Origin of the sequence: Mycobacterium sp. 012931 (assembly GCF_000419295.1) — a bacterium.
Taxonomy (GTDB): domain Bacteria; phylum Actinomycetota; class Actinomycetes; order Mycobacteriales; family Mycobacteriaceae; genus Mycobacterium; species Mycobacterium marinum.
Genome location: NZ_AOPX01000001.1, coordinates 364,421 through 377,820 on the forward strand (window position 1 = coordinate 364,421; position 13,400 = coordinate 377,820).

Sequence of the window (13,400 nt, forward strand, 5' to 3'; positions counted from 1 at the left end):
TACCGCTAGACCAACGACCGGTAGTTCCGGATGGTTGCAGTAACACGGCAATCCGGCGAAAGGCATGGCTCACACCGGCGGGTTGCGCAGCGGGCACGATCGGGCAAAGCGGACCGCGGCCGGGCGGCGGCCACCCTCAACAACAAGCCCTTCTCACCGGTGTGGCGTTGTGCTTTGGTGAAATGGTGGCTACATCAACCGAGCGGTTAGTCGACACCAACGGCGTGCGGTTGCGCGTGACCGAGGCCGGCGAGCGGGGTGCGCCGGTGGTGATATTGGCCCACGGCTTCCCCGAACTGGCCTATTCCTGGCGGCACCAGATCCCGGTGCTTGCCGAGGCCGGCTACCACGTGCTGGCCCCCGATCAACGCGGCTACGGGGGTTCCTCTCGCCCCGAAGCGATCGAGGACTACGACATCCACCAGCTGACCGCGGACCTGGTAGGACTGCTCGACGACGTCGGCGCCGAGCGTGCCGCCTGGGTGGGCCATGACTGGGGTGCTGTCGTGGTGTGGAATGCGCCCTTGCTGCACCCCGACCGCGTCGCCGCGGTCGCCGGCCTCAGCGTTCCGGTGTTGCCCCGCGCCCAGGTGCCGCCAATCCAGGCATTCCGCCAGCGCTTCGGCGAGCACTTCTTCTACATCCTCTATTTCCAGCAGCCCGGGGTGGCCGACGCCGAACTCAATGGTGACCCGGCTCGCACGATGCGCCGGATGATCGGCGGCCAACGATCCCCGACCGATCAGGGCGCGGCCCTGCGGATGGTCGCCCCCGGCCCCGAGGGCTTCATCTACCGACTGCCGGAGCCCGACGCGCCGCCCAGCTGGATCAGTCGCGACGAGCTGGATCATTACATCAGCGAGTTCACCCGCACCGGATTCACCGGCGGGCTCAACTGGTACCGCAATTTCGACCGCAACTGGGAAACCACCGCCGATCTCGAGGGCGCCACCATCACGGTTCCGTCGTTGTTCATGGCCGGCACAAAGGATCCGGTGTTGTCTTTCGCCCGTAGCGATCGGGCATCGGAAGTGATCACCGGTCCATACCGCGAAGTGATGGTTGAGGGCGCCGGGCACTGGCTGCAGCAGGAACGGCCGGACGAGGTCAACGCCACACTTCTCGACTTCCTCAAAGGAGTGCAATGGTGACCGATGCGCCGCTGAAATTCGGAGTCTTCATCACACCGTTTCACCCGACTGGCCAATCGCCGACGGTGGCTCTGGAATACGACATGGAGCGCGTTGTCGCCCTGGACCGCCTCGGCTACGACGAGGCCTGGTTTGGTGAACACCATTCCGGCGGCTACGAGCTGATCGCCTGCCCGGAGGTATTCATTGCGGCCGCCGCCGAGCGGACCAAGCACATCCGGCTGGGCACCGGGGTGATGTCGCTGCCGTATCACCACCCGCTCATGGTGGCCGACCGATGGGTGCTGCTCGATCACCTCACCCGGGGCCGGGTCATGTTCGGCACGGGCCCGGGGGCGCTGCCATCGGACGCCTACATGATGGGCATCGATCCGATCGACCAGCGCCGGATGATGCAGGAATCCCTGGAAGCGATCCTGGCTCTGCTGCGCGCCGCACCGGGTGAACGCATCGACCGCCACTCCGATTGGTTCACCCTGCGCGACGCGCAGTTGCACATCCGCCCGTACACCTGGCCCTATCCCGAGATCTCGACGGCAGCCATGATCTCGCCGTCGGGTCCACGGCTGGCCGGCAGCCTGGGTACGTCGCTGCTGTCGCTGTCGATGTCGGTGCCCGGCGGCTATGCGGCGCTCGAGAACACCTGGCAGGTGGTGTGCGAGCAGGCCGCCAAGGTCGGCCGGGCGGAGCCCAACCGCCGCGACTGGCGCGTGCTGTCCATCATGCACCTGTCGGATACCCGCGACCAGGCGATCCAAGACTGCATCTACGGGCTGCCGGATTTCTCGAAGTACTTCGGCGCGGCCGGGTTCGTTCCGCTGTCCAACGCGACGGACGGCGCCGAAGGCACTCGCGAGTTCGTGGAAGACTATGCGGCCAAGGGAAATTGCTGCATCGGAACCCCCGAGGACGCGATCGCATACATCGAAGATCTGCTCAATCGCTCGGGCGGCTTCGGGACTCTGCTGCTACTCGGGCATGACTGGGCATCATCGCAAGCGACCTTCCATTCCTATGATCTGTTTGCCCGCAAGGTGATTCCGTATTTCAAGGGACAACTCGAGGCGCCGCGCGCCTCGCACGAATGGGCCAGGGACAAGCGTGAGGACTTGATCGGCCGCGCCGGTCAAGCCGTGGTAGCGGCAATTACCGAACACGTGACCGAGCGCGGAGAAGGTCAGACCTGATGCGGGCGTCCGTGCTGCGCAATGGACACATGACCTATCGCGACGATGTGGCCGAACCCACCCCCGGGCCGGGCCAGGTGCTGGTCGGAGTGCGAGCATGCGGAATCTGTGGATCGGACCTGCATTTCGCCGCGCATGGGCCAGAAGTGTTGGCAATGAGTTCGCGACTCTCACACGGCGACGGCTACACAAACACCGACCTGAGCCGTGATGTCTTCATGGGTCACGAGTTCTGCGCCGAGGTGATCGAGGCCGGACCCGACACCGACACCTACCCCGCGGGGACGCTCGTCGCGTCCATCCCGGTGTTGCTGTCCGCCAAGGGAGTCGAGCCCATCTTCTCCAGCAACGACACCATCGGCGGGTACGCCGAGCGGATGTTGCTCTCGGCGCCGCTGCTGCTGCCCGTCCCCAATGGGCTGGACTTCAGGCATGCCGCCCTGACCGAACCCATGGCGGTGGGATTACATGCGGTGAACAAGGCCGGCGTCGACGTTGGCGACACCGCCCTGGTGCTCGGTTGCGGGCCGATCGGCATCGCGATCATCGCGGCCCTGCGGATGCGCGGTGTCGAAACGATTGTGGCATCAGACTTTTCGCAGAAGCGGCGCGAGCTGGCCAGCATCATGGGAGCTCACCAGACGGTCGACCCGGCCGTCTCGTCACCGTTCGAGCACGTCAAGGCCACCGTGGTGTTTGAAGCGGTGGGAGTCCCGGGGATGATCGACGAGGTAATTCTGCGGGCACGTCCGGGCACCCGGTTGATCGTCGCCGGGGTATGCATGCAGCCCGACACCGTGCATCCGTTCTTCGCGATCACCAAAGAGATCAACGTGCAGTTTGTGCTCGCCTATGACCCCGAAGAGTTCGCCACTTCACTGCGGGCACTAGCCGAGGGACTCATAGACGTCAGCCCGCTCATCGCCGGCGAGGTGGACCTGGCCGGGGTCGGCGCCGCCTTTGACGACCTCGCCGACCCCGAACGCCACTGCAAGGTTCTCGTCACTCCGTAGCCCGGTTACCCCGACGTCGCGGCGCGTTGGCCTAGCCGGCGGCCGGCGGGCGCGTCATCACCCTGGGATGAAACCCATATCGGGGAGGGGCCGCCGAGGCGGCGAAGCCGCGCGCGGGTGTGCCATGAGCCGGCAAGCCGCCAAAGACATGTTGGCTGGGGTCGGCGGCCGCGGCGGCAGCGGCAACGGAGCTGAGCGGATCGGTTGCAACGCGGCCCAACCCGGGCATCGAACTCGCCCAAGCGTTGGGTACCGACAGACCCCCGATCTGGGCGGCCCTGCCAATCCCCCCGAGACCACTCGACACGCCCGACAACGGCAGTTTCGGCAGCGCTTGTGGCAGGGCCTCGACCGCCTTGGCGGCTTCCTGGCCCGCGTGCGCGGCAGCCGGGAAGAGACTGTGGGACAAACCGTCGATGTCTTTCAACGCCGTGGTGGTGAGCCGGAAGGGCGAAACCAGCCTGATATAGGTGTTCGATAGCGTGCTGGCATCCAGCGTCGACGACCCGGTGAGACCCGCTATCAGTGCGCCGAGTGCGCCGCTTAACACGATCCCGTCGCCGTTGGGCGTCCACTTCCAGCCGATCAGGCCGAGCGCACGCAAGATCCGTTCCAGCGAGGGCACCAACGCCGCCTCCGAGAGTCCCCGCAGCGCGTTGGGCAGCTGTTCCACCAATTGCTGCAACGATTGCGCATCCCCCGCGAGGAGATCGCCGGTGGCCCGGCCGACTGCGGCGGCCTGAGCGGCCGGTCCGTTCGCGGTGGTAGCGGGCCGAGGCGGAACGAACGAGGTCAGGTCGGCCGCCGCCGCGGCCGTCGCCGCATATTGGTACATCGCATTCGCGTCCTGAGCCCACATTTCGGCGTACTCGGCTTCCACTACCGCGATGGCCGGGGTGTTCTGACCGAAGAGGTTGGTCGCCACCAGCGTCGCCAACATCGCCCGATTGGCGGCTACCACCGCGGGCGGCACCATCCCGGCAAACGCCGCCTCGTAGGCACTCGCCGCCGCCGCCGCTTGCCTCCCGACCTGTTCAGCCTGCGCGGCGGTTGCGCTCAGCCAGGCCAGATGCGGCGCGGCAGCAGCCGACATGGCCGCGGCGGCGGGCCCCGACCATGGTCCGGAAACCAGCCCGGACAGCAGTGAACGATAAGAGTCCGCAGTGCACTGCGACTCGGCGCCCAGCGCCTGCCAAGCCGCCGCGGCGGCCAACATCGATCCTGAACCCGGTCCGGAATACATCAACGTGGAGTTGACTTCTGGCGGTAGGAGCGCGAAATCCAGCATGTGCGGCCTCGCCTAGCTGACCGCGACGGTGTTGGCGGCCTCGGTTGCCGCATACGAACCAGCGGAGATACCCAGCACGGTCACCAGCTGATCCTGTACCGCCGCGGCCTGAGCGCTGATCGCCTGATACACCCTTGCATGCGCGGCGAACTGGGCTGCCGTCAACATCGACACCAGGTCTGCCGCCGGGGGGACCACTCCTGTCGTCGGAGCTACCGCGACCTCGTCCCCGGCGCGCGCCGCCGAGTTGATGGCCTGCAGCTCCAATGCGACTCCAGCCACAATCTCCGGCTGAGCAGTCACGTGCGACATCGCTCTCCTCTCAAGAACCAATTGAGCCAATAACGTCCAGCGACGAACGGCGCTGACGCTGATCGGCAATCAGGCTAAGGGACTCAAGGGGCTCAAGGGACTACAAAAACCACGAGAGATGACCAACACCAGGCGTAAACATCTTGTTCAGAATCGGTTTAACAACGATTCAAATTCGGCGGCACATCTGAGCCCTATTTCACAATGCCCAAACGCTTCGCATTCGATGAATTCAAGTCCCCAAGGGGCGCAAAACGCGGCATGAGGGGAATTTTCGGCGCGGCGCGTGTCGTCGCCGACCAGCGGTATTAGCCGACCGGATTCGACCCCACCCGGCCTTTTGCCACCTGCAGCCAGCGCCTCCTCGGGGCAACCCCCCGGTTGACAGCGGAGGGCTCTCCGACGAAATCCGCCCCGCTTGTCCAGATTGTGTACGACGCTTATCAATAGGGATTGTATTTTTGTTGCCGCAGGACATATTGGCCCCGACCAACCGGAGATCAATGACCTAGGGGGCCACCATGGTTTCGGCACCGCAAATGCGGAAATAGGTAAGTGCACGGCGGTCACCCGAACGCGCGTCGACTTCAACACCCAGGTCAACTGCCCCATAAACGGACTTACCCGCCTCCCAGGTATCACCCCCGGGAGGCGGGTAAGCCATCACGCGGCCCGATGAGGGCCGCTGCGTACCTGCCGCGGACCCCGTCGCGCACCCCGTGCAGCATGTTGACGATGTTGCGGAAGGCGGTGTTCATCTGGCCCATGGTGTCCAGTGAGGTTGCCGAGGCCATACCGCTCCAGCCCGCGCCGGCGATGTTCTGCGAGGACGCCCACATCCGGCGGGCCTCGTCCTCGACGGTCTGGGCGTGCATTTCGAAACGGCCCGCCATGTCCCGCATCGCGTGCGGGTCGGTCATAAAACGTGTGGTCATGCGAATGCCTCTCGTGTACGAGTTGTCAAATCCGTTGCTAGATCAAGGTGAATCGCGAGCCTCGCCCCTTCCCTCGAAGATCCCGCTGTACAGCAGTGCGATCACCTCGCGTTGATCGTATGTGTTCTTCGTCACCCTCCGGCGGGCGGGTGCACGACCATCGTCGGCTTGAAGCCATAGCGCGGCGCGGCGAAGTGCGCCGCCATTCCGCGCCCGACCCCACTGGCGGGCATCAGTGGCACTCCGCCCACCGCCGCCTGCGCCGGCTCGGCCGCGGCGGCCCCGAGGCTGTTGACCGTCACGATCGCCGGGTTCGCCGCGGCACCGACGGAGTTCATCCACGAGGTTGGCACCGAAAGCCCAGTGACAGACGCCGCCTTACCGACGGCTCCGGTAATCCCGCCCAGACCGACGCCCGGAAGCGACGGCAGTACCGCCGGCAATTCCCTGGCGGCCTCGGCCGCCACTTTGGCGCCTTCCTGAGCGAACTTGGGCAGGTCATGGGCCAAGCCCACATAGTCCTTGAACTGAGTTACCGCCAACCGGGCCGGACTCACCCATTTGCTGAAGGTGTCCATGAATACACCGGCATCCACTTCGGCGGAGCCGGTCACTCCCTGGACGATGTCACCCAAGGCGCCGCCCACGATGATTCCGTCACCGTTGGAGTTCCAGGCATGCCCGGTCAGACCGATCGCACCAGTAAGGTCGGTGAGCCAAGGGGGCTCGTTGGATATTCCGGCCAGCTGCGACAGCGCCTTGGGAATCTCCGCCAGTGCCTGTGAGTCCACCGCCCCGTTCAATGCCTGACCGACCGCGGCGGCCTGATTGGCCAGGCCCGCCGCGCTAACGGTCTGCGCCGCCGGGTCGAACGGCGCCAACTGCGCGGCCGCCGCCGACGAGCCGGCATAGCCGTACATTGCCGCCGCGTCCTGCGCCCACATTTCGCCGTACTGCGCCTCGGTGGCCGCGATAGCGCCCGTGTTCTGTCCGAGAAAGTTCGTCGCCATCAGGGCCATCAACAACGCCCGGTTGGCCGCGATCACCGGCGGCGGGACCGTCGCGACAAAGGCCGCCTCGTAGGCCCCGGCCGCGGCCACGGCTTGACTACCGGCCTGCTCGGCAAGTGCGGCTGTGTTTCTCAACCACTCCACCTGGGGCATGGCGGCCGCGACCATGTTCGCCGCGGACGGACCCTGCCAGGGTCCGTCGGTCAGTTCGGTCACCAAAACGTCGTAGGTGGACGCGGTTGCTTGCAGCTCGGCGGCCAACACGTCCCAGGCAGCGGCGACGGTCAGCATCGGCCCGGAGCCGGGCCCGGAATACATCAGCGCGGAGTTGACCTCCGGGGGCAATTGCGCGAAATCCAACATGACCCGGTGTCTCCTAGCCGATGGTGGCCGCTTTGGCGGCCTCGGTGGCCGCGTACGAACCCGCACTGATGCCCAGCGTGGTGGCCAGCTGCTCCTGAACCGCCACCGCCTGGGCTCCAATCTGCTGATACAGCTGGGCGTGCGCGGCAAACTGCGACGCGGTCAGCAGCGACACCAGATCGGCGGCGGCGGGCACCACGCCGGTGGTCGGTACCGCGGCCGCGACGTTCCCGGCCTGCACCGCCACGTTGATGGACTGAAATTCCGCCGCAGTCGCTGCCAGCACATCTGTCTGCGCAAGCATGATCGACATGAGTTTCCCTCTCCCTCAATTCTTAATTGCAGCAACAGCTTTCGGTGACCGATGACTGTCCGTCCCCCATTGCTGAAGCAGATCGCAGGACACGTTAGGGCAGATACGTAGAAAAACCACAGGCTTCATACAGCCTGTTCACTGCTGAGTCGGTAACAATCCAATTGCTGTGCCAAACGCGCAGGTAAATATCTTCTTTTGTATGAAACATATTTGGATCAAATATGATTTGAGTTCGATAGAATTTTGCCCATATCGAGGACAGACGGCTTCTGTCGTGCCTTCCGGGCGAGCGACGGGGCCGCGCCGAAAGCCCCAGCCACCCGCCTCCGACGGTTTGCATCCCCGCCATGCCCCGCCCGCGGCCGCCCTGGACAGCCCCCTGCTAATCAACAAATTGCCGCTAATCAACCTGTTCAGCGGCGGATTCTGGCCGCAGCGCCGGGCCGCGACCCGGCGCTATCACCAAGACCACGGCCCCGGTCGCGCCGCGGCGGCAAGTACCCGGGCGGGGGGTGGTGGCCCAACCGGGGCCCACGGCTCGACGTCGGACTAGCCGACAGGGCTCCGGCGTTGTTGATTAGCAGGCTTGTGAGCTGGGTTGATGATCTTTGGTGCCCCCTGGACTAGCCGACTCTTGCAAAGCACAAAAACTGGGTCTGCTATGGAGGTGCAGAATTGTTGAGTCAAACTTGGGTTGGATTGGAATTTTTCAACGTAAAGGTCGTCAATATGACATTTGCTGACAGTCTTTCGGGCACCAATGTCCGGTCACGGGGGCCGGCGCTTTCCCAGGAATCAAAGATGAACAAGAAGTGAATTGAGAACATCTGGGTGCCGACAACGGCGCACCCGCCGGTCGACTCCGCGCGGCGACTAGGGTGCCAGGCATGCCAATCCAATGGAGCACACCGGGATTCGCCCGCAGATTGATCGCCTTGGCCGTGGCCGGTGCGGCCGCCGGCTGCCTGAGCGGGTGCGACTCCCACACCGCGGCGGCGCCCGGCGCAAATCCACGTCAGGTGACCGTGTTCGGGTCCGGGCAGGTGCAGGGCATCCCGGACACCCTGACCGCGCAGGTCGGCATCGAGTTCACTTCTCAGGACGTCACCGGCGCGGTGAGCCAGGCCAACGCTCGGCAGCAGGCGGTCATCGACGCCCTGGCGAACGCCGGGGTGGACCGTAAGGACATTCGCACCACCGAGGTGTCGCTACAGCCCCAGTACACCAGCCCAGAGCCCGGCGCAGCGGCGGCGATCAGCAGCTATCGCGCCGATAATGCGATCGAAGTCAAGATCCGTCCACCCGATGCCGCATCACGCCTACTGGAACTGATCGTCAACACCGGCGGCGACGCCACCCGGATCAGTTCGGTGAGCTACTCGATCGAGGACGACTCGCAACTGGTCAAGGACGCGCGCGCCCGTGCATTCGAGGACGCCAAGAGCCGCGCGCAGCAATACGCCCAGTTGTCCAGGCTGCGGCTGGGCACGGTGCTTTCCATATCCGAAGGAGTCGGCACCAGGCCCTCGCCCGGCGAGATGAACACGCCGGCGCCACGCACCTCGATGGTGCCGCTGGAACCAGGCCAGCAGACGGTGAGCTTCTCGGTGACCGCGGTGTGGGAGCTGACCTGAGTTTCAGGTCGGCAGAGCGCGCTCGCTACTGGTAGACCCTCGGATCGAGGGTGCCGATGTAGGACAGGTCGCGATAGCGCTCGTCGTAGTCCAAGCCGTAACCCACCACGAAGTCATTCGAAATGTCGAAGCCCACGTAGGTGATGTCGACGTTGGCCCCCACCGCCTCGGGCTTGCGCAGCAAGGTGCACACCCGCAACGACTTGGGTTGCCGGCTCTTGAGGTTGCGCAACAGCCAGGACAGCGTCAGGCCGGAGTCGACGACATCCTCGACGATCAGCGCGTCGCGACCGGCGATGTCGCGGTCCAGGTCCTTGAGAATCCGCACCACTCCCGACGACGACGTCGAGGACCCGTAGGAGCTGACCGCCATGAACTCAAATTGCGTAGGCAACGGAATCGCACGGGCGAGATCTGTGACGAACAGCACGGCGCCCTTGAGCACCGTGATCAACAGCAGGTCCTGATCGCTGGTGTCGGCCAGCTCGCGATAGTCGTTGCCGATCTGGGCCGCGAGCTCGTCTATTCGACGCTGAATCTGCTCCTCAGTGAGCAGCACGGATTTGATATCACCTGGGTACAACTCGCCTGCATGTCCGGGGGTGATCGCCGAGGAGCTCTGGGCCACGTGCACAGCGTGCCATGTCCGCGCCCGAACAACCAACGCCAGTCCCCATCTTCACCGACTCAGATTGGCTCGGACCGCAAAGTCAGCAGGCCGCCACCTCGTCCGGCGACCAGACGCCGCGCCTTCAAATTCGATCCGACCGCCACCCCGCCCTGGCCTCGCCAGGCCGTGACCAGCGCGTCCACGCCCCTGATCTGCTTGTCGGTCAGCCCGATCGCCCCGCCGGCCAGCAGCCAACTGCGGATCACTCGCCGACGCACTGGGTCGGGCAGCGTAGCCAGCACGCTGGTGTCCAGGCCGAAATCGACGACGGCGGTGGGCAGCGCCTCGGCGGCGATGGCGTCGAGCAGCTCGGTGTCCGCGCGCAGCGCGGTCGCGGTGCGCGCCAACGCCGCGGCCACACCCCCACCCAGCACTTCCTCCAACAGCGGCAGCACTTCGGCACGTAACCGCGTCCGGGTGAAGCGCCGGTCGCTGTTGTGCGGGTCCTGCCATGCGGTCAGACCCAGTTCCCGGCACGCGTCATGGGTCACCCCGCGCACCATGGTGGATCGTGCGGACGTATGCCGGCGATCGAGCGAGCGCCCGAACCGCGGCCGAGCCCCAGCAACACCGTCTCGGCCTGGTCGTCGAGGGTGTGGGCCAGCAGCACCGGGCCATCGCGGTGGGCGTCCAGCGCGCCGTAGCGGGCGGTGCGCGCCGCCGCCTCCAGCCCACCCCCGGCCCCGGCCGGATTGCCCACCTGGACCCGGAGCACCCGTGCGGCCACGCAACCCAACGAGACGGCCTGGGCCCGGGCGGTTTCGCTGACCGCGGCCGAATCCGGCTGCAGGCCGTGGTCGACGATCAGCGCGGTGGTGGGCCGCAGCCGCGCCGCCACGGCGGTGAGCGCCAGCGAATCCGGACCGCCGGACAGCCCGATACTCCATCGGTCGGTGGCGTCGAGATGGGTCGACGCGAACTTCTCGACGGCCCTGCGCAGTTGCGCTACAGCACCCTGTCGATCCATCGCCGCGGATTCTCCAGCTCAGCCGGCAGGGGCAGCGTCTGCGGACTCGTCCAGATGGTGTTGAACCGCTTCATCCCGACCCGGGCCACCACGTCGTCGACAAACGCTTTGGCGCGCGTGTACTGGTTGAGTTTGGCGCCGAAGCCCAACAACGCGCGCAACAACCGCTGCAGTGGCGGCTGCTTGCGTTGCCGGCGCTCGTCGAAGCGACGACGGATGACGGCAACCGAGGGCACCACCATCGGCCCCACCGCATCCATCACGTGTTCGGCATGGCCCTCCAACAGCGTGCCCAGCGCCAGCAGCTGATCCAGCGCCTGACGCTGCGGCTCGGACTGCACGGCACGCACCACACCGAGAATCCCCGTCACATTGCCCGAATCGTCGCCAGGATCGTCGCGGTTGCGCACGAAGTTCGCCAGCCGGCTCACCACCTGTCCGATGTCGTCGGCGGGTTCGGTGGTGAGCAGACCGAGCGCCTGCTGCATGTAGCCGGCGAACCACGGGTTGGCGGTGAACTGGACCCGGTGGGCGACCTCGTGCAGGCAGACCCACAGCCGGAAATCGGATGGGTCGACCCGCAGTTGTCGCTCAACGGCGATGACGTTGGGATACACCAGCAGCAGACCGCCCATGCCGGCCCCGTCCGCGGCGGCGAACGGATCGTACTGACCGAGAATTCCCGAGGCCACGAACGCCAGCACCGCACCCGTCTGCGCACCGGTGATACGCCCGGTGAGCAGCCCGCGCGGCTTCTCGGCCCCGTTGGTCATGGCCCGCATCGACTCCGCGGCGGCCCATATCCACTCCGGCCGGTCCACAACGCGGGCCGCGGGCACATCACCGGTGGTGATCAAACCGGTGACGTCGCGCACCGGCGGCTCCGCTTGCTCGGCCGCGCGCATCAATTCGTCGACCGCCTGGCGTCGGGTGTAGTCACTGGACGGCGGACCGGGGCGGGCCAGCCGCTCCCCCAACCGTGGCCGCAAACTGCCAGTCGACGGTGTTGCCCAGGGTCACATCCGAGGCCGCGGTCATGTTGTGCACCCGCAAGACCACAGCGTGGTGGCCAACGCGTCCATCGCGTTGCGTCCGTTCGGCCCGGCATCGTTGGAGATGAACGCAAACGTGAGCACGCGTCCGCTGCTATCGGTGACCACACCGACCAAGGAGTTGATGGCGGTCAGCGAGCCGGTCTTGGCCCGCAACCAGCCCGCCGGGCCCAGGTTGGTGGCCCGGTCCAGGAAGCGTTCCCCGAGAGTGCCGCTACCACCGGCGATCGGCAGCAGATCCAGTAGCGGGCGCAACGCGGGCTGATCCGGCCCCGCCGCGGCCTGTATCGCGTCGTCGAGCGTCCGGGCTGTCAGCCGGTCGTCAACCGAAAGCCCACTGGAATCCACCAGCCCCGCGCCGGTGGTGTTGATGTGGGCGGTGTTCAGCCGGGTGGTCACCGCATCGACCGCGCCGCTGAAGCTGCGCGGACGGTTGATGACGGCCGCGACCTCGCGGGCGATGCACTCGGCCATCACGTTGTCCGAGGCGTTCATCATCTGGGAGAGCCGTTCGATCAACGGCGCCGACTGCACCACGGCCAGCTGGCGCGCCCCAGCGGGAGCCGAGGCGATACTGGCCGTTGCGGGATCCAGACCAAGGGCCCTGGCCAGTTCGCGTCCGGCGTCCAACGCCGGGGTCAGCGACCGTCGGGAGTTGACCGTGGTCGGCTGGACGCGACCGGCATCGATCATCGCCGCCTCGATCGGGGCGATGTCACCGTTGCCGACGTCAGCCGGATCCCAGCCCGGGGCCATCGTCGGCCCGGTAAAGGCGGAGATGTCGACTTGCACCGATGTCGGCGTCATGCCACTGCGGCGGATCTGATCGACCAAGTCGCTGATGCGCGCCGCGCCCCGGTACCAGGTTTCGACGCCGGGCGGCGCCGCCGACAGCGTCGGATCCCCGGCTCCGACCAACACCACCGACCCCTGGCCGCTGGGGCTACCGGCCACCACGCGGGTGCTGATCCGGGCCTGACGGTCCAAGGTGAGCAGCGCCGCGGTGGCGGTCAGGACCTTGTTTGTCGATGCCGGCACCAGGGGTACGTCGTCGAGTTGCTGCCAAAGCACCTGCCCGGTCAGCGCATCGCTGACCCGACCGCCCAGCTTGCCCAAGTTCGGATCGGCCGCGGCCTGCGCCAGCGCGGCGGCCATCGCGCCCGAGTTGGGCACCACACCGGTGTCGGCCACGGCGGTGACCGCGGGCTTGACCGTCGGTGGACGCGGCGGCGGCACCACCAACCGCGCACTGGCCGCGCGGCCACCGACGGTGAAGAACGCTGCGGCGGCAACGACGGCGGCGACAAACGCCAGCACGGCCACCCCAAGGAACACCTGGGTGGATTTCCGCCAACGTTTGGGACCCATAACTCTCCTGTCTTTCCGGTCCCATTGTGCCCAACCGGCCACCCAGCAGGCCCACAGGACCGCTGCACTAGGGTGTCACCGGACGCATTTGACCTAATCCCAGGCCTCTTCTGGCCTCACTAAGTCAAAGGAGC

Annotated in this window: 11 protein-coding genes and 2 pseudogenes; 4 read left to right on the forward strand and 9 right to left on the reverse strand. The window is 66.3% G+C overall.

What is annotated here, in order from left to right; all coding sequences use genetic code 11:
• Positions 1-185 precede the first annotated feature (185 nt).
• From MMSP_RS01575 to MMSP_RS01585, 3 genes are read left to right on the forward strand one after another with little or no spacing between them, the layout of a single operon-like run.
• Positions 186-1,151, forward strand: coding sequence for an alpha/beta fold hydrolase (locus MMSP_RS01575; RefSeq protein ID WP_020785192.1), 966 nt, complete (start codon positions 186-188; stop codon positions 1,149-1,151).
• Positions 1,145-2,338 carry an LLM class flavin-dependent oxidoreductase gene (locus MMSP_RS01580; protein ID WP_036425984.1) on the forward strand — a complete coding sequence of 398 codons (1,194 nt, stop codon included), beginning with the start codon at positions 1,145-1,147 and terminating at the stop codon, positions 2,336-2,338. The genes MMSP_RS01575 and MMSP_RS01580 overlap by 7 nt, the downstream gene beginning before the upstream one ends.
• The gene (locus MMSP_RS01585) at positions 2,338-3,351 is read left to right on the forward strand and encodes a zinc-binding dehydrogenase (RefSeq protein WP_020785194.1); all 1,014 of its coding nucleotides are present in this window, start codon (positions 2,338-2,340) and stop codon (positions 3,349-3,351) included. The genes MMSP_RS01580 and MMSP_RS01585 overlap by 1 nt, the downstream gene beginning before the upstream one ends.
• Before the next feature lie 31 nt (positions 3,352-3,382).
• Here the strand turns inward: MMSP_RS01585 and MMSP_RS01590 are convergent, their stop codons facing one another.
• The 5 genes from MMSP_RS01590 to MMSP_RS01610 all read right to left on the reverse strand — a co-directional run bounded on the left by MMSP_RS01590 (position 3,383) and on the right by MMSP_RS01610 (position 7,572).
• Positions 3,383-4,639, reverse strand: a complete 1,257-nt coding sequence (locus tag MMSP_RS01590; protein ID WP_020785195.1) for a PPE family protein — start codon at positions 4,637-4,639, stop codon at positions 3,383-3,385.
• A 12-nt stretch (positions 4,640-4,651) separates the two neighbouring features.
• The gene (locus MMSP_RS01595) at positions 4,652-4,951 is read right to left on the reverse strand and encodes a PE family protein (RefSeq protein WP_012396638.1); all 300 of its coding nucleotides are present in this window, start codon (positions 4,949-4,951) and stop codon (positions 4,652-4,654) included.
• A gap of 638 nt (positions 4,952-5,589) precedes the next feature.
• Complete coding sequence (locus MMSP_RS01600) at positions 5,590-5,886, reverse strand: WXG100 family type VII secretion target (protein ID WP_235065642.1); 297 nt, start codon at positions 5,884-5,886, stop codon at positions 5,590-5,592.
• A gap of 131 nt (positions 5,887-6,017) precedes the next feature.
• Complete coding sequence (locus tag MMSP_RS01605) at positions 6,018-7,259, reverse strand: PPE family protein (RefSeq protein ID WP_020785196.1); 1,242 nt, start codon at positions 7,257-7,259, stop codon at positions 6,018-6,020.
• A 13-nt stretch (positions 7,260-7,272) separates the two neighbouring features.
• A complete protein-coding gene (locus MMSP_RS01610; protein WP_020785197.1) occupies positions 7,273-7,572 on the reverse strand; it encodes a PE family protein in 300 nt (99 codons plus the stop codon).
• An 890-nt stretch (positions 7,573-8,462) separates the two neighbouring features.
• Between MMSP_RS01610 and MMSP_RS01620 the strand changes: the two genes are divergently transcribed.
• Positions 8,463-9,209, forward strand: a complete 747-nt coding sequence (locus tag MMSP_RS01620; protein WP_036425988.1) for an SIMPL domain-containing protein — start codon at positions 8,463-8,465, stop codon at positions 9,207-9,209.
• Positions 9,210-9,234: 25 nt separating this feature from the next.
• Here MMSP_RS01620 and hpt read toward each other — a convergent pair whose 3' ends face one another.
• From hpt to dacB, 4 genes and pseudogenes are all read right to left on the reverse strand, one after another.
• On the reverse strand, positions 9,235-9,843 hold the full coding sequence (gene hpt, locus MMSP_RS01625) for a hypoxanthine phosphoribosyltransferase (RefSeq protein ID WP_020785201.1): 609 nt from the start codon (positions 9,841-9,843) through the stop codon (positions 9,235-9,237).
• 53 nt (positions 9,844-9,896) lie between these two features.
• Positions 9,897-10,846: pseudogene (locus MMSP_RS01630) on the reverse strand (ATP-binding protein).
• Positions 10,825-11,884: pseudogene (locus MMSP_RS01635) on the reverse strand (zinc-dependent metalloprotease). The pseudogenes MMSP_RS01630 and MMSP_RS01635 overlap by 22 nt, the downstream one beginning before the upstream one ends.
• A complete protein-coding gene (gene dacB, locus MMSP_RS01640) occupies positions 11,881-13,266 on the reverse strand; it encodes a D-alanyl-D-alanine carboxypeptidase/D-alanyl-D-alanine-endopeptidase (protein ID WP_051153581.1) in 1,386 nt (461 codons plus the stop codon). The pseudogene MMSP_RS01635 and the gene dacB overlap by 4 nt, the downstream one beginning before the upstream one ends.
• Positions 13,267-13,400 lie beyond the last annotated feature (134 nt).

Bases quoted from the DNA above. Each gene is read 5' to 3' on its own strand.
- MMSP_RS01580 (WP_036425984.1), top strand. From the start codon at position 1,145: ATGGTGACCGATGCGCCGCTGAAATTCGGAGTCTTCATCACACCGTTT.
- MMSP_RS01585 (WP_020785194.1), top strand. From the start codon at position 2,338: ATGCGGGCGTCCGTGCTGCGCAATGGACACATGACCTATCGCGACGAT.
- MMSP_RS01590 (WP_020785195.1), bottom strand. From the start codon at position 4,639: ATGCTGGATTTCGCGCTCCTACCGCCAGAAGTCAACTCCACGTTGATG.
- MMSP_RS01595 (WP_012396638.1), bottom strand. From the start codon at position 4,951: ATGTCGCACGTGACTGCTCAGCCGGAGATTGTGGCTGGAGTCGCATTG.
- MMSP_RS01600 (WP_235065642.1), bottom strand. From the start codon at position 5,886: ATGACCACACGTTTTATGACCGACCCGCACGCGATGCGGGACATGGCG.
- MMSP_RS01605 (WP_020785196.1), bottom strand. From the start codon at position 7,259: ATGTTGGATTTCGCGCAATTGCCCCCGGAGGTCAACTCCGCGCTGATG.
- MMSP_RS01610 (WP_020785197.1), bottom strand. From the start codon at position 7,572: ATGTCGATCATGCTTGCGCAGACAGATGTGCTGGCAGCGACTGCGGCG.
- MMSP_RS01620 (WP_036425988.1), top strand. From the start codon at position 8,463: ATGCCAATCCAATGGAGCACACCGGGATTCGCCCGCAGATTGATCGCC.
- dacB (WP_051153581.1), bottom strand. From the start codon at position 13,266: ATGGGTCCCAAACGTTGGCGGAAATCCACCCAGGTGTTCCTTGGGGTG.